Here is a 17595-nt window from a genome sequence, read left to right on the forward strand (position 1 = left end):
TCGGTTTCAACGAGCCCTCCTCCTCGCTTGCATCGCGCACCCGAGTGAAGACCTTGACCGAGAGGACCCGCGCCGACAATGCACGGTTCTTCGCAGACCCAGCCGACGTACCGCATCATGTGATCACGCAAGGGCTCGGAACCATCAGTGATGCACGGCATCTCGTCCTGATCGCGGACGGCGCCCGCAAAGCGCCCGCCGTCCGGGCCGCGGTCGAAGGTCCGGTCTCGGCATTCTGCCCGGCGTCGGTGCTGCAGCTGCATCCACACGTGACCGTCATAGTCGACGAGGCAGCTGCCGGCGAACTCCAACTAGCGGACTTCTACCGCTACACAACCGAGCACAAGCCTGCAGAGCAGGGTTACTGAAAAGCGGGCTGCTGAAAGCGGACTTGATCTCCAGCGCAGTTGAGGTCCTAGCCTCGGGGGATGATCAACGCCAGAGGTCCAGCGGTATCCCCGCCTGCGGCGCCCCGATTCTTCTCACCACCGCTCAGTGTCGCGATCGTCGGAGCGGGGCCGGCGGGAATCCACGCCGCCGGCGTTCTCGCCGAACTTGCGCCCGGCACCAAGACAGACGTGTTCGAGCGTCTACCGACGCCGTACGGACTGGTGCGCTACGGTCTCGCACCAGGGCACCCCGAGTCCGAAAAGTTCGCCCATTCTCTGCACACCACGCTGGTCGCCAGTGAGTTCCGGCTGTTCTGCAACGTGGAGATCGGAAAGGACCTTTCCGTCGATGACCTACGTTCGTCCTACGATGCCGTGATCATTGCAACCGGTGCGCCGCGGGATGCACCTCTCGACATTCCCGGCGTCGAGCTTCCAGGTTCTTTCGGTGGCGCCGAGTTTGTCGGTTGGTACAACGATCACCCGGACAGCTCGCCGCAGTGGCCGCTGAACGCGGAATCGGTCGCAGTGATCGGAGGTGGCAACGTCGCACTCGACGTCACCCGTATGCTCCTCGCCGAGGCGCAATCGCTGCAGGCCACGGACGTCTCCGACCAAGTTCGGGAAGGGATCGCCGGCAGTCGAGTTCGCGAAGTACACATCTTTGTCCGGCGCGGACCAGCCGACGCTCGCTTCTCCCCGAACGAGTTGCGCGCTCTCGGTGAACTACCCGGCGTAGATGTTGTCGTCGATTCTGTCGATGTCGTACCGGACCGGCATGTCGAGCGGATGACCAAACAGTTGGCGCACACCCGACTGACAGTCGAGACACTCCGTGGTTTCGCGGACGCTGCTTCTGCCGATCGGACTTCCCGGCGCCGAGTTCACCTGCACTTCTACCGACAGCCGGCGGAGATTCTCGGCAGCGGGAAAGTCGAAGCACTCCGCGTCGAGCGGACAGACCCGGACGGATATGGTCACGTCACCGCTTCGGGTATCTGTACCGACTATCCGGTTCAAGCTGTGTACCGGGCAATCGGATTTCTCGGGACGCCACTTGCCGGGGTGCCTTTCGATCACGGACGCGGCAATGTTGCGCACCAGGGCGGCGCAGCGGTCGACGAGAGCGGTCTACCGATCGCGGGCTTGTTCGTGACGGGCTGGATGAAGCGAGGTGCCGCCGGGCTGATCGGTGCGGCGCGGCCAGACGCTCGCCAGACAGTCGAAACGATGCTGCACCAACTTGATTCGGCATACGAGCGTCGAGCCGGTCACGGCCGGATCGCGGAGGTCCTCGGGGCCGGCAGAGTGGAGCCCGTCGATTGGGACGGATGGCTTCGCATCGATGCCGCCGAACGTGCCCTCGGTGTGAAGCATGGGCGTGATCGGATCAAAATCAAAGAGCGCGACGAACTCGTTCGCATCGGCACGGAGTCGGCAGTTCACGCCGAATAGATTCGCTGGGGTCTGGAGTACCACCGGGGTTACGCTGAAGTGAGTCACTCCGATTCATTGTGATCGAGGTGCGGAACAGAAGTGTCATGAATGAACGTGGTGCGCAGGCCAGTGACGCGACAATCGCGAGCGGGCCCCTGACCGAACGGGGCACCGTCACCGAGTTGCGCCCCTCAACGCTGCCGGTGGTGCGTGACGGCCAGAACGGTGCAGACGGCCTCGGCCGCCTTGTGGCGGAGTGGGAGGAGGGGCGAACCCCGTCCGACCTGAGCGATTATCTGCCTGATCCAGCCAAGATTCGTCGGGCGGCGCTGATCGAACTGGTCGGAATCGACATGGAGTACCGCTGGCTGAAAAATGATTGCCCGAAACGGCTGACGGATTACTGTGCCGAGTATCCCGAATTACTCGAAGAACCATTACCGGCCGAGCTCCTGTACGAGGAGTTCCGGCTGCGGAAGCAGGGTGGGGAGGACGTCGCAGCAGCCGAGTACCTCAGCGAGTTTCCCTTGCAGGCAGAGAGTTTCGAGCAGATGTTCGACCGTGATTCGATGGCCGGTCGCGAAGACGTGATGATGTTGGGACTGTCGGGTTTCGACGAGTTCGAAATCGGGCAGCACCTGGACGATTTCGAGCTGGTGTTGGAACTCGGGCACGGCGCATTCGCCCGAGTGTTCCTCGCTCGGCAACTGTCGATGCAGCGGTGGGTTGCGTTGAAAATCTCGCGCAACGTCGGAGTCGAGCCGCAGACTCTCGCCCAGCTCGACCATCCCAACATCGTCCGGGTCTTCGATCAACGGTTGCTCGAGGAACGCGCACTGCGAGTCCTGTTCATGGAATACGTGCCGGGTGGGACCCTGCTCGACGTGGTCAAACTTGTCCGCGTGACACCGCAGGCGCAGCGGTCCGGACAACTACTTCTCGACGCCATCGACAAGACCCTGGCGAAGAAGGGAGAGATGAAGCCCAGCGAGACGAGCCTGAGGAGCGAGATCGCTGCGATGTCGTGGCCGGAGACCGTGGCCTGGATGGGGATGCGACTGGCCGATGCCCTCGAGTATGCGCGTGAGCACGGCGTATTACATCGGGACATCAAGCCGGCGAACGTACTGCTCAGTGTCGAAGGCATCCCCAAGCTCGCCGACTTCAACGTCAGCTCGAGCGAGGAGGTTTCGACCGAGGACGCTGCTTGTTTTGTCGGAGGCTCGCTTGCCTACATGTCTCCGGAGCAATTGGAGGCCTGTGCGGTGGGGGCGCCTGGCACACTCGACACCCGTAGCGACATTTACGCACTCGGCGTGATGTTGTGGGAACTCCTCACCGGGAGTAGGCCTTTCACGGACGACGGATCGGGGGAGAACCCACCGTCGCCCAAGAAGGCGCTCGAGGCCCGCCGGCGCGGGGTGGATCCCGCAGCCGAGGCACGGCTACCGGACGACTGTCCGCCGGCGCTGCGCCGAGTTCTGGTCAAGTCTCTCTCGCCGGAGAGAGACGGAAGGTGGTCTGGCGGCCGAAAGTTGGCTCGTCAGTTCGCACTGTGTCTGGACCGGTCTGCTCGCAATCTTGTGGACCCACCGGAAGGGAGTCCACGTTCGACGTTGTGGAAGTGGGCGCTGCCGATAGTGCTTGTCGCGATCGGAATTCCGAATCTTCTTGCGGCGGGCTACAACTACTACTACAACAAGATGCTGATCATCTCGGGTCTCTCGCCGCAGGCTCAGCAGCATCTCGAGCAGGTTCATCTGGTCATCGGAGTGGCTGCGTTCTCTCTCGGTGCCGCAGCGATCCTGTATTGGTGTCGGCTTGCACTCACCGTGCCTCACGGACTGCGCAACGGTCAGACGTACAGCGCGGAGGTCTTGAACAAAGCGCGTACCGCGACGCTGAATGTCGGACATCGCGCGGTGGTGATCGCATTCGGTCTGTGGGTTCTGGCCGGTATCGCATATCCGGTCGCATTGCAGATTGCCGCCGGCGGAATTCCGCAGCGAGCCTACGTGCACCTGATGTCGTCGTTGGCGGTGTGCGGGGCCGTCGCCGTCGCGTATCCGTTCTTCATCCTGACGTACTACTCGGTTCGATGTCTGTATCCGATCTTGTTGTCACACGGCGAGTTACGAAGCGACGACGGACGCGATATTCGCTCGTTGGGTCGGAGCAGCACGCGTTACCTCGCAGTCGCGGCGTCGGTTCCACTGGTGGGAATCGCGGGGCTCAGTTTTGTCGGTTCGGGTGCCGGTGAGGAACTCAACGCAACAGTCCGTGCGCTGTGTTTGGGCGGTATCGCCGGATTCATCGTTGTGTATCAACTGTTTCGACGGATCGAGAGTGATCTCCGAGCACTGCTGCGCGTCGTGTCTCTCGAGGTGTCGGCGTCTCCGTAAGTGCCTGACAACCGTGTTCGAGTTCGGCCTATGTGGCAGTGCTCTTGCGTGGTCGGCTGCGACGAACTGCTTTGGCGGGAGGCGGAGATTTCTCTTCCGATTCTTCCTGGGGGTCGTCGCGCCAGTGGATCTCGATTTCTATCTCGACTTCGTTGCCGTCGACTTCGATCTCGAGTTCCCACCGAACCTGTTCCGGAACACTGATTTCGATCGAGTCCCCACCCGACCCCAGCTCCACTTCCGATCCACTGGCGAGGGCTTGACCGAGGGCGATGAGTCGGTCGGCGACTTCCTGCCGTGAGAGTTCTGACTTCCTCTTGATCTCCAGTTTGGGCACGAGCACTCCTGACCTCGGCGGATTCTCCCTTTCACGGTAGTTGGACGAAGGGGAGATTGTCGGAGTTTGTGGAACCACACAGCAGGACGCGTCGACGCGCAACAAACCTGAAGGCGCTGTTGGGGGCGTGAGAAACAGCGAGGAATCCGGCTCACTTCCAGCACGGACGAATCGGTCGGGAGGGCCCTGTCCGCGATGATTTTCGCGAAAGTCTGGGTTCAGTCCAGAAGATTGCGCAATAGTGGAAAGGTGCCTTCGACGCCGGATTATGCAGCCCAACTGCGTAACGCTGAGCTTCGCGTGACTCGTCCCAGAGTCACGGTGCTCGAGGTTGTGCATGCACGCCCACACGCAGCCACCGAGACTGTCTTCGATGCTGTGCGGGCTGTTCTGCCGGGGGTGTCGCGGCAGGCGGTCTACGACGTGTTGCACGCTCTCACCGACGCCGGGCTGATCAGGCGGATCCAACCGTCCGGATCGGTGGCGCTGTACGAGTCACGCGTCGGCGACAACCATCATCACGTCGTCTGCCGGTCCTGTGGGGTCGTTGCAGATGTCGACTGCGCAGTCGGAGAGGCACCGTGTTTGACGCCGTCGGCGCACAACGGTTTCGTTCTCGACGAAGCCGAGGTCATTTACTGGGGCCTGTGTCCCGACTGCTCGACAACTCAGAGTTTGCGATCACAAACGTGATCGAAGTCCGTTCTACTCGCTCATGGAGGGATTACCGTGTCCGATAGTTGCCCGGTTGCTCACGACGGAAACACCGAGAGCACCAGCGAAAGTGAAAACCCCGCAATCCCGTCTCCGACGCCTACCGGGAATCGTCCGAGAACAAACAGCGACTGGTGGCCGAATCAGCCGGATCTCTCTGTCTTGCATTCACATTCGTCGAAGTCGAATCCGATGGGTGCCGACTTCGATTACGCCCAGGAATTCGCCAAGCTCGATGTCGAGGCGCTAAAGCGCGACGTCATCGCGTTGATGACGGCGTCGCAGGATTGGTGGCCGGCCGACTACGGGCACTACGGCGGACTCTTCGTGCGTATGAGCTGGCATGCTGCCGGCACCTATCGCATTGCAGACGGCCGCGGCGGTGGCGGCCAAGGTGCTCAGCGTTTCGCCCCGCTCAACAGTTGGCCGGACAACGCCAGCCTCGACAAGGCCCGGCGCCTGCTTTGGCCCGTGAAGCAGAAGTACGGAAAGCAGGTTTCCTGGGCCGACCTGCTGGTGTTCGCGGGCAACTGCGCCCTGGAGTCGATGGGGTTCAAGACCTTCGGCTTCGGATTCGGCCGAGAAGACATCTGGGAGCCCGAGGAGATCTACTGGGGTCCCGAGGACACCTGGCTCGGCGACGAGCGTTACAGCGGAGACCGTGAGCTGTCCGGACCGCTCGGAGCCGTGCAGATGGGCCTGATCTACGTCAATCCCGAAGGACCCAACGGGCAACCGGATCCGGTAGCGGCCGCCCGCGACATCCGAGAAACGTTCGCCCGCATGGCGATGAACGACGTGGAGACAGCTGCGCTGATCGCCGGCGGTCACACCTTCGGCAAGACGCACGGAGCCGGACCGGCCGACCTCGTCGGACCGGAACCGGAAGGTGCTCCCATCGAGCAGCAGGGACTGGGCTGGAAGAGTGCCTTCGGCACGGGTGTGGGTAAGGACGCGATCACCAGTGGTCTCGAAGTCGTGTGGACTCCCACTCCGACGAAGTGGGACAACACCTTCTTGGAGATTCTGTACGGCTACGACTGGGAGCTGACCAAGAGTCCGGCGGGTGCGTGGCAGTGGATTCCGAAGGACGGCGCGGGGGCGGGCACCATCCCGGATCCGTTCGATTCGTCGGCCGGACGCACCCCGACGATGCTGACGACCGACCTGTCCCTACGCCTGGATCCGAGTTACGAGAAGATCACCCGGCGCTGGCTCGATCATCCGGAAGAATTCGCCGAAGAGTTCGCCAAGGCTTGGTACAAGCTCCTTCACCGTGACATGGGACCGGTCACGCGCTACCTGGGACCTTGGGTTCCCGAGCCGCAGCTGTGGCAGGACCCGGTTCCCTCGGCCGATGATCAACTGATCGGGGACGCAGACATCGCGATCCTCAAGAGTCGACTTCTCGACTCCGGGCTGTCCATTTCGCAGTTGGTATCGACGGCGTGGGCGTCTGCCGCGAGCTTCCGCAGCACGGACATGCGCGGCGGCGCCAACGGTGCGCGAATCCGACTGGAGCCGCAGAAGAATTGGGAAGTCAACGAGCCCGCAGCTCTCTCCGCGGTGCTTCAGACTCTCGAGCGGGTTCAGCAGGACTTCAACCAGGCTGGTGGAGCCAAGGTTTCTCTCGCCGACCTGATCGTTCTGGGTGGTACAGCGGCCGTCGAACAGGCTGCGAAGAACGCCGGACAGGACATCACGGTCTCGTTCACTCCGGGACGTACGGACGCAACGCAGGAGCAGACAGACGTCGACTCGTTCGAGGTACTCGAACCCCGGGCCGACGGATTCCGGAACCACCTCAAGGGAGGCGAGAAGATTCCGGCAGAGATTCTGTTGGTCGACCGCGCGTACATGCTGTCGCTGACCCCGCCCGAGGTGACAGTGCTGGTCGGCGGACTTCGCGCGCTGAACGCGAACTTCGGCAATACCCGTCACGGGGTGTTCACCGATCGTCCCGAGACGTTGACCAACGATTTCTTCGTCAACCTTCTCGACATGGGTACAGAGTGGAAGCCGTCGAAGACGGACGAAAACGTCTACGACGGTGTTGATCGCGTGACGGGCGATCCGAAGTACACGGCAACTGCGGTCGATCTCGTTTTCGGATCGAATTCGCAACTGCGTGCACTCGCCGAGGTGTACGCCAGCGCAGACGCCAAGCAGAAGTTCGCCGAGGACTTCGCCGCAGCCTGGACCAAGGTGATGGACCTCGACCGGTTCGACGTGAACTGATCCAGCAGATCGTCGACGACGCCCCGCGAGCTTGTTCTCGCGGGGCGCCGTCATTTCACGCGCACGATAGCGTGGTCGTGTGGCCGATCAATTTGCGCTGGTACCAGCGGTGTACGTGATGTTCTGTCGAAGCAACCCGGTACAACGGCGCGAGGTGCTGCTGCAATTGCGCGAGGGCACGGGATTCATGGACGGATACTGGGCTCACGCTGCTGCGGGCCACGTCGAACTGGGGGAGTCGGCGATCGACGCTGCCGTTCGGGAGGCTGCGGAAGAACTTGGTGTCGAGTTGCTTTCCTCGGAACTGAAGCCGCTGACCGTGTTGCATCGCCGCCACGCGGACGGGAGCGAACCGGTGGATCATCGAGTGGACTTCTTCTACGAATGCCGCACGTGGTCGGGTGAACCACGCCGGATGGAGCCGTTGAAATCTGCAGATCTGCGGTGGTGGCCGGTTGACGAACTCCCGGAGAAGTTGGTCGACCACGAGCGTTTCGTAATCGAAGCCCATCACTCCGGTCAGCTCGCACCCATCCACAGCTACGGCTTCTGACCGGGTGAGGATCTGATTCAGGCTTCGCTGGCAACGATGACCGGGCAGTGTGCTTTTCGAATCATCGCACTGCTCGTGGTGCCGAGAGCGGTGTCGTCGAACGAACCTCGCCCACGCCGACCCACGACGAGAAGCCGTGCCTCGGTGGAGAGTTGTTCAAGAATGGCAACCGAGGGGCCGTCGAACTCGATCTGACGGATCGCGACGCCAGGGTAGAGCGTGGCCCAACCCGACAGTTGCCACGTCAGCGGCGTCGAGTGCTGGGGCGAGTGCCCGGATGCGACGTCTCGACGCAGTTCGGCCTCTGGCGGCGCGGCGTGAACGACGACCAGTTCGGTGTTCGCTGCCTCTGCTTCCTTGAAGGCGATGGCCAGAGCGCTTTCGCTGTAGGCGCTTCCGTCCAAACCGACGACAACCGGCAAGGCTGCCGTAGCGCTGCTTTCACGCGGTGTTCCGACTCTTGCGAACGAACATGTCGGTCCAGGTGCGGCGGGATCGTCCTGTGTTGCGACGATCAAGGCGGCCTCAGCTGTCAGCGCGGTGAGAATTGCGGTGTTCTCCCCGGAGATCAGATCGGTCCGGATCCGAAGATCTGGCGACACCGACTCGGCGATCTGAATGGCCTCCATGAACAGGCCGGTCGGCGATGCCGAGGTGTTCAGATCGGCGCTCGGAGCTACGAAAACGATTCGCATCCAGAGACCGTGCCGATGTGCGAACTCAGCCGCCCACGTGATCACGTCGGGGCGCAGCGGGGATCCGTCGATGCACACGACCACCGCTCCGTCCGCGGACCACTCCGAGGTGATGAGGTCAGTCGATAGTTCGGGCTTCATCGTGAACTCCTCGAGCTGTGTCTGTTGAATGCGAACTAGCTTGCAGGACAGTGCCGAACAGCAATCCTGCGACGACTATCGAGCACGCGGCAGTCGTCAGGGGCAACCACACGAGCGTCGTGACAGCGAACATGAGCACGAGCAACGGGGCGAGGAGATGGCCGGGTTTCGCTCGGCGTTCGTGTTGCTGCCTTTCTGCCCAGGCTCGGTGCTTCGTGCCGTCATTCATGTTGTTTCACCTCAGTTCTCACGTCGGAAACCGACTTGTGACCAAGCAGTCCGACATGCGCCTCGTCGCGCATTCTTTCGACCATGTGGGGGTAGTGCAGTTCGAATGCCGGCCGCTCACTGCGGATTCGGGGGAGTTCGGTGAAGTTGTGTCGCGGTGGTGGGCAGGACGTCGCCCATTCGAGCGAGTTTCCGAAGCCCCAAGGATCGTCGACGGTCACAATTCGGCCGTACCGGTAGCTCTTGAAAACGTTCCAGATGAACGGAATCGTCGAGGCTCCGAGCACAAACGCGCCGATGGTCGAGATCGTGTTGAGAAGAGTGAAATTGTCCGACGGGAGGTAGTCCGCGTACCGCCGAGGCATGCCCTGGGCGCCGAGCCAATGCTGGACGAGAAATGTCGCGTGAAAGCCGATCAGGGTCAACCAGAAATGGATCTTGGCGAGCTTCTCGTCCAACATCCGGCCGGTCATTTTCGGGAACCAGAAGTAGATTCCGGCGTATGTCGCGAACGCGATTGTTCCGAAGAGGACGTAATGGAAATGCGCGACAACAAAGTACGAGTCGGTGACATGAAAGTCCAAGGGCGGGCTGGCAAGGATGACGCCGGAGAGTCCGCCGAACAGGAATGTGACCAGGAAGCCGACGGAGAACAGCATGGGCGATTCGAAAGTCAACTGCCCCTTCCACATGGTGCCGATCCAGTTGAAGAACTTGACTCCGGTGGGAACTGCGATCAGGAAGGTCATGAACGAGAAGTAGGGGAGGAGAACGGCGCCGGTTGCGTACATGTGGTGCGCCCACACAGCGATCGACAGTGCAGCAATTCCCAATGTTGCGTAGACCAATCCGGTGTATCCGAAGATCGGCTTGCGGCTGAAGACGGGGAAGATCTCCGAGACTATGCCGAAGAACGGCAGCGCCAGAATGTAGACCTCGGGATGGCCGAAGAACCAGAACAGGTGCTGCCACAACATGACTCCACCGGTGGCGGGGTCGAACAGGTGCGCTCCCAGGTGCCGGTCCACCCACAGTCCGATCAAGGCAGCAGCGAGCAGCGGAAAAACGAGGAGGATCAGCATGCTGGCGACCAGCGCATTCCACGTGAAGATCGGCATGCGGAACATCGTCATACCCGGGGCGCGCAGGCAGACGATCGTCGAAACGATGTTGACTGCGCCGAGGATGGTGCCGACGCCGCCGAGAGCGAGACCGATGATCCACAGGTCGGCGCCCATGCCGGGGGAGTGGAGTTCGCTGGTGAGCGGTACGTAGGCGGTCCAGCCGAAATCTGCCGCACCACCAGGTGTTACGAATCCGGCGGACGCGATCAGGCCGCCGAAGAGATAGAGCCAGTAGCTGAAGGCGTTGAGTCGCGGGAAACACACGTCCGGCGACCCGATCTGCAGTGGCATGAGGTAGTTGGCGAATCCGAAGAACACCGGGGTCGCGTACAGCAGGAGCATGATCGTGCCGTGCATGGTGAACAACTGGTTGTACTGCTCGTTGGACAGGAATTGCATTCCCGGAACGGTCAATTCCATGCGCATGAGTAGTGCCATCAGTCCGCCGATCAAGAAGAAGGCAAACGATGTCACGATGTACATCAGACCGATCATCTTGTGATCGGTGGTCCTGAGGATCTCGACCAGTTTCGAACCCTTCGGAGCGGTTCGGGGAATTGCATCGGCGGGGGAATCGACCTCACCGACCGGCCGGGGCGCGAGATCAACCACGACGGCCGCCTACGCACATCGACGTGACGAAAGACCGAGAATGCCTGGGACTGTGGAACATAACGCAATGATCGTGGCGACCGGGAACTCGGACGAGGGGAAAAGGTCCCTAGGATCGGAACAGAGGCATGGCGTAGATCACGTGGTCCGGTACGGTCGAGAGAGTTGTCTTCACGAGCCGAAAGAAAGCGAGATGGTCATGGCATGTCGTATCAGTGAACTGGTGCTCGGTTGCCGGGAACCCGAGGTGCTGGGCCGGTTCTGGTGCGAGGTCCTGGACTTCGTCGTGCTCGATCGAATGGACGACGGTTCGTTGGAGATCGGCCCACGCGAAGGGTTCGGTGGTCCGCAGCCGACGATCATCCTCAGTCGCAGAGACGAACCGGAGAAGGGCAAGCCCCGCCTGCATATCGACGTCAACGCCACCGATCGCGATCAGGAGGCCGAACTGGAACGCCTGTTGAGTCTTGGTGCGCGGCCGGCCGACATCGGCCAGACAGGACACGAACAATGGCATGTCCTGGCCGATCCGGAAGGTAACGAGTTCTGCCTGCTCAAGGCCCAACTGGATCCGCTCTGACGCTCAACGATGCTGGATCGGCAACGGACTTCGCCTGGGGCTCAGCGGAACACGCCACACCAGTTCGGTGACACCGTTCTCGCTGGTGATGTTGCTCGAGCCTCCGCACTGACGAGCGCGGGTCGCCAGGTTGTCGAGACCGTGGATTCTGGTTGCCTGGTCGATTCCCACACCGTCGTCGACGATGCTGATGACAAGCTCCTCGGTGGCCCGGATGGTGACGTCGATGGCATCGGCATGTGCATGCCGCAGAGCGTTGCTCAAGCCCTCGCGCACAACGGCTTCGGCATGCGGGGCAAGTCGAGACGGGACGGAACTGTCGATGGTTCCCTCGAAAGTGACGCTGGGAGTGATCGACGAGTGGCCGGACAGACCGTTGACGGCATCGAGTAGTCGCCGCCGCAGGCTTGTGGGAGTAGACATCTCGCTCGTATGGAGGTCGAAGACTGCGGTGCGGATTTCACGGACTGTTCGATCGAGTTGATCGACAGAGGTGTCCAATACGGTTCGAACGGTGTCCTCGTCGCCTGGACGTTGCAGCACCCCCTGCAAACTCAACCCGGTGGCGAACAGCTGTTGGATGACGTGGTCATGGAGATCCCGCGCGATTCGGTCGCGATCTTCGAGGACGTCGACCAGTCTTTCTTTCCGTTGCTGTTCTGCGAATTCGACAGTGACAGAAGCGATGTCTGCCATCGCCGTCAGTTGCTCGATCTCGTCCACTCCCCACGGGCGGTTGCTGCGGCGTGACGCGAAGAGAACACCGCCGCCGAACGAGGTCCCGGAGAGGGGGAGTGCGACCACTGATTCGTCGCCGGAAACATTCAGTGCCGGAACGGAACTGCCATGTGGTGCAGAGATCGGCCGCCGGCTCCGCGCAGCGTCGTCGATCACGGTCCCGGACAGATCGACGGCTGATCCGGTCGCGGGGACAGGCTGGGAATCAGCAGCATCGGCGACGTGGACTACCGGCTCTCTGCCGAGGTCGTAGCGAACGACGCACACAAGATTTCCATCCGTGAGGTGCCGCGTCGTCCGAACCAGTTCCGCCAGCGTCTCGTCGCGGGATCCGCCGCTGAGCAGACGTGCATTGACGGCGGCGACGGCCTTGAGCCAGGCTTCTCGCGTCCGGGATTCCTCGAACAGACGCGCATTGTCGATGGCGATGCTCGCAGCATTTGCCAGAATCTGGAGTACAGCCTCGTCGCGGTCGTCGAATGCAGTCCGTTCCGAGCTGTCCGCGAGGTAGATGCTGCCGAACACCTCGCCCCTGACGAAGATCGGAACACCGAGAAACGTGTCCATCGGCGGGTGATTGGTCGGAAACCCTGCCGAGGACGGATGCGAGGAGATTCGGTCGGTTCGAACCGGGCACGGTTCTCGAACGACCAGGCCCAGCAGGCCGTGTCCTTCGGGAAGATGCCCGATCTTGGCAACCTGCCCTTGAGTCAAACCGGAGTGGATGAATCGGGACAAGCGTCCGTCGGGGGATTTCACGCCGAGCGCGCCGTAGTCCGCTTCGAGGAGATGTCGCGCGACGTCGACTATCTGTTGCAGGGTTTCGTCGAGCTGGAGTGTGGACCCGACGGTCAACACGGCACTGAGCAGTTTGGGAATTGCAGTCGGGTTGAGAGCAGTCAGCTCTGCGCTTCCGGCGATGTCGCCGAAAAGGCTGAGCATGAGCGCGTCGCGGCTACCTGGCATGGTGCGTGCCCGTGGTGGCGGAGAAGGGCGAGCCGGACGGCGTCAGTAGGTGAGTGGTCGCCTGGCCCGAAGGATCCGGGTGCGAAGTGCCCGCACGAAGCTTTGTCGCCAGAACTGCGGCCTGCGTTCGACGTTCGAGACCCAGTTTCTCGAGGATGCGTGAGACGTAGTTCTTGACTGTTTTCTCCGAGAGTTCTGCGTGCGAGCTGATCTCTCGATTGCTCAGTCCCTTGCCGATCAACTCGAAGATCAAGAGCTCCTGATCGGTCAACAGGGCTGCCGCAGTACCCGACTCCTGTTCGGAGCGGATGCGCCGGACCAAACCGATCACCGCCTGGGTGTTCAACAGCGACTTGCCGGTAGCAACCGTGCGGATCGCCGACACCAGGTCGTGGCCGCGGATGTTCTTGAGGACGAATCCTCGTGCGCCGGCGATCAGGGCGTCGAGCAGTGCGTCGTCGTCGGAGTACGACGTGAGCATCAAAGTGGCGGCGCTCGGGTAGGTCGACGCCAGTTCTCGGCACAGTTCCACACCGTTACCGTCGGGAAGTCTGACGTCCATGACTACCACGTCGGGTCGGCATTCGGGTATTCCGGCCGAGGCTTCGCGAACACACGACGCCTCGCCAACAACGTTGAATCCCGATACCTGATTCAACAGGTCTGCCAATCCACGACGGACGATCTCGTGGTCGTCGACCAGATAGATGCCGATCGTCACGGTGGTCACCTCTTCCAGCTCACGCCTGCCGTCGATGTTACCGGACGGTAATGTCCCGACAGGATCGGGTTGTCCGACCGATAGTCGACAAAAAACCCGCGTCGAAGGGTGCGAGACCGAGTCTCGATTGCACAGAGTCAAAGGTCCCGACCGTCACGAGATCTGAATCACCCAGATCTCGTGAGGCGGTGGGTGTGAGCTGAATGTGATTGCACCGGTGACTGTTCGATCCGCTCAGTCGACGGGAGCGAGTTCGACGGAGACGTAGACACCCTTGCCTTTTCGGTGTGCGAGTGCCTCGCCGGGGCGATCGATACCGTCCAGTTGGAGAACGATCGGACCTTGTTCCGGGTAGAAATTGCGCCACCAACTCTTCTTGTCCGGCATGGCAACGCCGATCGTCACATGGTCGCCTTTTCGTTTGTAGGACACGGGCGCGCTGAAGGTACGACCGGACTTGCGTCCGACGTAGGTGATGACGGTCATGGAACGGCCCAGTAGTTTGCCTACGATCGGAGCGCCGATCAGTGGTTGGACCACTACGTTCACGGCGGCGGATACACGTTGGAAAGTGTTCACGAGAAGCCCTTTCACGACGAATGCTGCACGAATTCGAATCCTGCACGGAAATGGTGCGTGCAGTAGTTCTATCCTGCTCGACCGGGATTGTCGCGTGGGCAGAAATTGGTACAAACCGGTGTGCCGAAGCGAGTAGCGTGGGGTACGTCGAGGGTCATTCGAATATGCGCGGTCAAGCCATGTCGTCCTCGACGCCAACCCGGTCTGTGGTCGAACGGCCGAGAACTGGAGCGCCTGTATGGCGTCGAACCCGTCCGATGTGTCGAATGCACGAGGGCAATCCGAGTCGACTGACGAGGATCAGAAAACACCGTCGATCTGCCCGGCGTGTCAGCACAGTATGGAATCCCACGATCCGCTCGGGGTTCGCTTCTGCGCAGTGACTGCCGACCGCGGTCTCGATCGAAAGTGCATCTGCGCTGCAGATCGCGAGGAGATGCAGCACTATTCGCGCTACTGAGGTGCATCCTGCATCCCAATCGGAGACGCACCGCCCTGTAGTCGCCGACAGTGCTGGATGCCCCGAACCCGCCCTCGTCTATCGACGATCAGCACGTGGTGGTGATGTGTGCGTAGTGCACTTTTACCTGTACGACGTGCAGGGCTGCAATGTGTAGGTGCGCTGCCCGCCGCGCTCAGAGGTGACCGGATAGACCGCCGGTCGCGGTGTGTGCTCGCTTCGCCGAACGACTACCTGCTCCAACGCTGCCGTGCTTACTCGATCAGATCCACCTCCCAATTCGTTCGTTGAATCTGTGTATCGACCTCGCGAATCTCGCGGGCGAGGTCGTCCGCGATTGCCCGAAGTTCGGTGACGGGGACTGCCGCGACATAGACCAATTCTGATCGGAGTTGACGACCGTAACCTCGCTCTTCGCGCCCCGACGCGGCGTCCGCAGCGGCATTGACTGCAGAGTGTCTCAGACGCAGCACATCTCGATGGGCGAGTGCATCTGTGACAGTGCCGTTTCCGAGGATCGCCTGCGCATTGGTTCGATTGATCGCGCGCATCAACCGTTCGAGTTCGCTCAGAGTTGACGTCAGCTCTTCGAGAAGGACGGCGGCGTCTTCGGCGGGAACTTCTCCCTCCTGGTGGCGTGCATTGTCGACGATCCGCTCGCGCAAGTGCGCAACCTTGCGAGTGGTGTCACTGCGTAGCGCCAGTGCCTCTGCCAGTTTCATGGATGAAGCTCCTGCTCTGACCTGAATCGGGAACTCCAAGCTAGCACTCGGTTGACAACCTGGGTCGGATTCCATTGTCTTGCTGCGTTCTTCCCAGTTCAGCATTCGAATCATCTTGGAGACAGCTGGTGCTGCGTGTCCTTCGATGAAGCGATGCAGCCGGTGGAGCACGCTGCGCACGGTCTCGGGTCGACGGGGCGGGCGAGGCATACGATGGTCCGCCGTCGATCTCGCGGTTCAGACTGAAATAGTCGCCCCGCGACGAGTTAGAGTGCGCCTTTCCTATTTGTTCGTCTTCGGGAGGCCAGGGGGATTGACCAGCGACTTGTCGACTGCCTCGTTGGTGATCTTCCATCGCTCGAGAACTTGCTCGTATGTGCCGTTTTCGATGAGATGATCTATCGCCTCGCTGATCGGTTGTACCAAGCCGTTGTCTTTCTTGACCAGTACACCGATCTGGCCCAACGCGGCCTCACCGGCTCCGGAGAACTGACCGATCACTTCGTTCTCGCCAGTCTGTGCAGCGTGAAACTGCGATGACGGGTTGGGGCCGAAGTAAGCGTCGATTCGACCGGAAGACAGCGGCAGGTAGTAGTCAGTGGTCTTCTGGTACACGGTGATTTCAGCGGGAGCACGCCCAGCTGCGAGGTTGTCCTCATTCCACTTCACCAGCAACGCCTCCTGATTGGTGGCAGCGCCGACTCCGATCTTCAGTCCGGCGATGTCTTCCGGCTTCTCGAGTGAGAGATTCCTGTCCTTTTTGACCTCGAACGCGAGAGTGTCGAGGCGGTACGTCGCGAAGTCGTATTTCTCTTTGCGCTCTTCGGTGACCGTCACGTTGGAGATGAACGCATCTGCGTCTCCCGAATCGATCCGCACCGAATTCTGCGCCCAATCCGCGACCTGAAGGTCGATTTTCAGCCCGAGCACCTCTGCAATCAAATACGCGAAGTCGGTCTCGGAACCGATGACAGTCTTGTCGTCGTCGGCATAGAAGCGCAACGGTGGAGCGGTTCCAGCGTTGCCGGTGATTCGGATCGTGCCCCGGTCGCGGAACTCCTGAGGGACCTTCGCTGCGATCGAATCAACCTTGTCGGTGCTGATGCGGTTCTGCTCGGCCGACAAGTTGATACTGGATGTTGTTGCACCGGAGTGTTGCCCGGTCGATTCTTCATCTGGGCTTCCGCAAGCGGTACCCAGGAGAGTAACTGTGGCCAGGGTAGAGATCAGAAGCGTTGCGGTGCGAGGACGGGTGAACATCGGGTTCCTTCCGGGAAGAGGGTTTGTCGAAGCAGGTTGTCGAGATCACGAAGTGTGGGCTAGCTCTTCCACGCATCCACGAAGTCCACCGAGTAGAGATCGGCTTGGATGCGCAGGTCGTGAACCGCGGGAGTCGTCGCGTAGATCAGCGAAGAGGCGTGCAACGGGATCGCCAGTGCCTGATCGGCAATCAGTTCCTGAATCTCCTTCAACACTCCGTTTCTCGCATCGACGTCTACGGTCTGAGATTGTTTGACCAGCAATGCATTCAGCTCCGGAGTCGAGGCGATGCCTTTGGTCGAGCCGAGAGTGGGACTGAACACCAGCAGTACGTCACCGTCGGCGCGCAAGCTCTGGAAGTAGATCGATTCCCATGTGCCGTCGGTTCTCGCGGCGTTGTCCTCGGCAGTCGAGCGAGGTTGCAAGTTCACTGCAACTCCGATGTCGCGCAGCTGAGATTGGATCAGTTCGAACTGCGATTGGGGGAGGTGGTTGCGGTAGGCCAATTCGACGGTCAGTTTCTCACCGTCCTTGGTTCGGAATCCGTCACCGCCGACTGTCCATCCACTGGCGTCCAGCAGTGACTTCGCACCCGACGGGTCATAGGTGTACTCGGACGACAGATCGGTGTAGCCGGGCGCTTTCACCGACAAGATGCTTCGCGCTGTCTCGTCACTCGGTGTGTAGGTGGTGTCGATG

The 17595-nt window shown here is 61.1% G+C and carries 16 protein-coding genes and 1 pseudogene; 8 read left to right on the forward strand and 9 right to left on the reverse strand.

Features of this window, described 5'->3' with window-relative positions:
- The 3 genes and pseudogenes from RWT78_RS19980 to RWT78_RS19990 form a co-directional block, all read left to right on the forward strand.
- A pseudogene (locus RWT78_RS19980) lies at positions 1–368 on the forward strand (glucosamine-6-phosphate deaminase); the annotation flags it as partial.
- Between the two features lie 60 nt (positions 369–428).
- On the forward strand, positions 429–1844 hold the full coding sequence (locus RWT78_RS19985; RefSeq protein WP_314677616.1) for an FAD-dependent oxidoreductase: 1416 nt from the start codon (positions 429–431) through the stop codon (positions 1842–1844).
- 86 nt (positions 1845–1930) lie between these two features.
- The gene (locus RWT78_RS19990; RefSeq protein ID WP_314677617.1) at positions 1931–4228 is read left to right on the forward strand and encodes a serine/threonine-protein kinase; all 2298 of its coding nucleotides are present in this window, start codon (positions 1931–1933) and stop codon (positions 4226–4228) included.
- Between the two features lie 28 nt (positions 4229–4256).
- Here RWT78_RS19990 and RWT78_RS19995 read toward each other — a convergent pair whose 3' ends face one another.
- A complete protein-coding gene (locus tag RWT78_RS19995; RefSeq protein ID WP_070160341.1) occupies positions 4257–4565 on the reverse strand; it encodes an amphi-Trp domain-containing protein in 309 nt (102 codons plus the stop codon).
- A gap of 249 nt (positions 4566–4814) precedes the next feature.
- Between RWT78_RS19995 and RWT78_RS20000 the strand changes: the two genes are divergently transcribed.
- The 3 genes from RWT78_RS20000 to RWT78_RS20010 all read left to right on the forward strand — a co-directional run bounded on the left by RWT78_RS20000 (position 4815) and on the right by RWT78_RS20010 (position 8070).
- The gene (locus tag RWT78_RS20000) at positions 4815–5258 is read left to right on the forward strand and encodes a Fur family transcriptional regulator (protein ID WP_037129600.1); all 444 of its coding nucleotides are present in this window, start codon (positions 4815–4817) and stop codon (positions 5256–5258) included.
- A 36-nt stretch (positions 5259–5294) separates the two neighbouring features.
- Positions 5295–7517: a catalase/peroxidase HPI gene (gene katG, locus RWT78_RS20005; RefSeq protein WP_314677622.1), complete on the forward strand. Its 2223-nt coding sequence runs from the start codon at positions 5295–5297 to the stop codon at positions 7515–7517.
- A 79-nt stretch (positions 7518–7596) separates the two neighbouring features.
- Positions 7597–8070, forward strand: a complete 474-nt coding sequence (locus RWT78_RS20010; RefSeq protein WP_003941446.1) for an NUDIX domain-containing protein — start codon at positions 7597–7599, stop codon at positions 8068–8070.
- Between the two features lie 17 nt (positions 8071–8087).
- Here the strand turns inward: RWT78_RS20010 and RWT78_RS20015 are convergent, their stop codons facing one another.
- Both RWT78_RS20015 and ctaD read right to left on the reverse strand, forming a co-directional pair.
- The gene (locus tag RWT78_RS20015; protein ID WP_003941457.1) at positions 8088–8906 is read right to left on the reverse strand and encodes a universal stress protein; all 819 of its coding nucleotides are present in this window, start codon (positions 8904–8906) and stop codon (positions 8088–8090) included.
- A 221-nt stretch (positions 8907–9127) separates the two neighbouring features.
- A complete protein-coding gene (ctaD, locus tag RWT78_RS20020; protein ID WP_007726434.1) occupies positions 9128–10870 on the reverse strand; it encodes a cytochrome c oxidase subunit I in 1743 nt (580 codons plus the stop codon).
- 199 nt (positions 10871–11069) lie between these two features.
- Here ctaD and RWT78_RS20025 point away from each other — a divergent pair, with 199 nt between their 5' ends.
- Positions 11070–11450 carry a VOC family protein gene (locus RWT78_RS20025; RefSeq protein ID WP_007726436.1) on the forward strand — a complete coding sequence of 127 codons (381 nt, stop codon included), beginning with the start codon at positions 11070–11072 and terminating at the stop codon, positions 11448–11450.
- Between the two features lie 3 nt (positions 11451–11453).
- Here RWT78_RS20025 and RWT78_RS20030 read toward each other — a convergent pair whose 3' ends face one another.
- The 3 genes from RWT78_RS20030 to RWT78_RS20040 all read right to left on the reverse strand — a co-directional run bounded on the left by RWT78_RS20030 (position 11454) and on the right by RWT78_RS20040 (position 14454).
- On the reverse strand, positions 11454–13154 hold the full coding sequence (locus RWT78_RS20030; protein ID WP_042452382.1) for a GAF domain-containing protein: 1701 nt from the start codon (positions 13152–13154) through the stop codon (positions 11454–11456).
- On the reverse strand, positions 13144–13875 hold the full coding sequence (locus tag RWT78_RS20035; RefSeq protein WP_039972719.1) for a response regulator transcription factor: 732 nt from the start codon (positions 13873–13875) through the stop codon (positions 13144–13146). Before RWT78_RS20035 ends, RWT78_RS20030 begins: the two co-directional genes overlap by 11 nt.
- A gap of 234 nt (positions 13876–14109) precedes the next feature.
- The gene (locus tag RWT78_RS20040) at positions 14110–14454 is read right to left on the reverse strand and encodes a nitroreductase/quinone reductase family protein (RefSeq protein ID WP_037129595.1); all 345 of its coding nucleotides are present in this window, start codon (positions 14452–14454) and stop codon (positions 14110–14112) included.
- Positions 14455–14692: 238 nt separating this feature from the next.
- Here RWT78_RS20040 and RWT78_RS20045 point away from each other — a divergent pair, with 238 nt between their 5' ends.
- Complete coding sequence (locus RWT78_RS20045; protein WP_003941442.1) at positions 14693–14914, forward strand: RGCVC family protein; 222 nt, start codon at positions 14693–14695, stop codon at positions 14912–14914.
- Positions 14915–15168: 254 nt separating this feature from the next.
- Here RWT78_RS20045 and RWT78_RS20050 read toward each other — a convergent pair whose 3' ends face one another.
- The 3 genes from RWT78_RS20050 to RWT78_RS20060 all read right to left on the reverse strand — a co-directional run.
- Positions 15169–15636 (reverse strand): DIP1984 family protein, encoded by a 468-nt coding sequence (locus tag RWT78_RS20050; protein WP_037129592.1) that lies wholly within the window; start codon positions 15634–15636, stop codon positions 15169–15171.
- Positions 15637–15918: 282 nt separating this feature from the next.
- Positions 15919–16896, reverse strand: a complete 978-nt coding sequence (locus RWT78_RS20055) for an ABC transporter substrate-binding protein (RefSeq protein WP_003941435.1) — start codon at positions 16894–16896, stop codon at positions 15919–15921.
- A 59-nt stretch (positions 16897–16955) separates the two neighbouring features.
- Positions 16956–17595, reverse strand: a 640-nt coding sequence (locus RWT78_RS20060; RefSeq protein ID WP_314677632.1) for an ABC transporter substrate-binding protein, incomplete at its 5' end; no start/stop codon positions are given.

It is taken from the genome of uncultured Rhodococcus sp. (assembly GCF_963525155.1).
Taxonomy (GTDB): Bacteria; Actinomycetota; Actinomycetes; order Mycobacteriales; family Mycobacteriaceae; genus Rhodococcus_F; species Rhodococcus_F qingshengii.

Coding starts and splice junctions, on each gene's coding strand:
- RWT78_RS19985 (WP_314677616.1), top strand. CDS start 429: ATGATCAACGCCAGAGGTCCAGCGGTATCCCCGCCTGCGGCGCCCCGA.
- RWT78_RS20045 (WP_003941442.1), top strand. CDS start 14,693: ATGGCGTCGAACCCGTCCGATGTGTCGAATGCACGAGGGCAATCCGAG.
- RWT78_RS20050 (WP_037129592.1), bottom strand. CDS start 15,636: ATGAAACTGGCAGAGGCACTGGCGCTACGCAGTGACACCACTCGCAAG.
- RWT78_RS19990 (WP_314677617.1), top strand. CDS start 1,931: ATGAATGAACGTGGTGCGCAGGCCAGTGACGCGACAATCGCGAGCGGG.
- RWT78_RS20025 (WP_007726436.1), top strand. CDS start 11,070: ATGGCATGTCGTATCAGTGAACTGGTGCTCGGTTGCCGGGAACCCGAG.
- RWT78_RS20055 (WP_003941435.1), bottom strand. CDS start 16,896: ATGTTCACCCGTCCTCGCACCGCAACGCTTCTGATCTCTACCCTGGCC.
- RWT78_RS20030 (WP_042452382.1), bottom strand. CDS start 13,154: ATGCCAGGTAGCCGCGACGCGCTCATGCTCAGCCTTTTCGGCGACATC.
- RWT78_RS20015 (WP_003941457.1), bottom strand. CDS start 8,906: ATGAAGCCCGAACTATCGACTGACCTCATCACCTCGGAGTGGTCCGCG.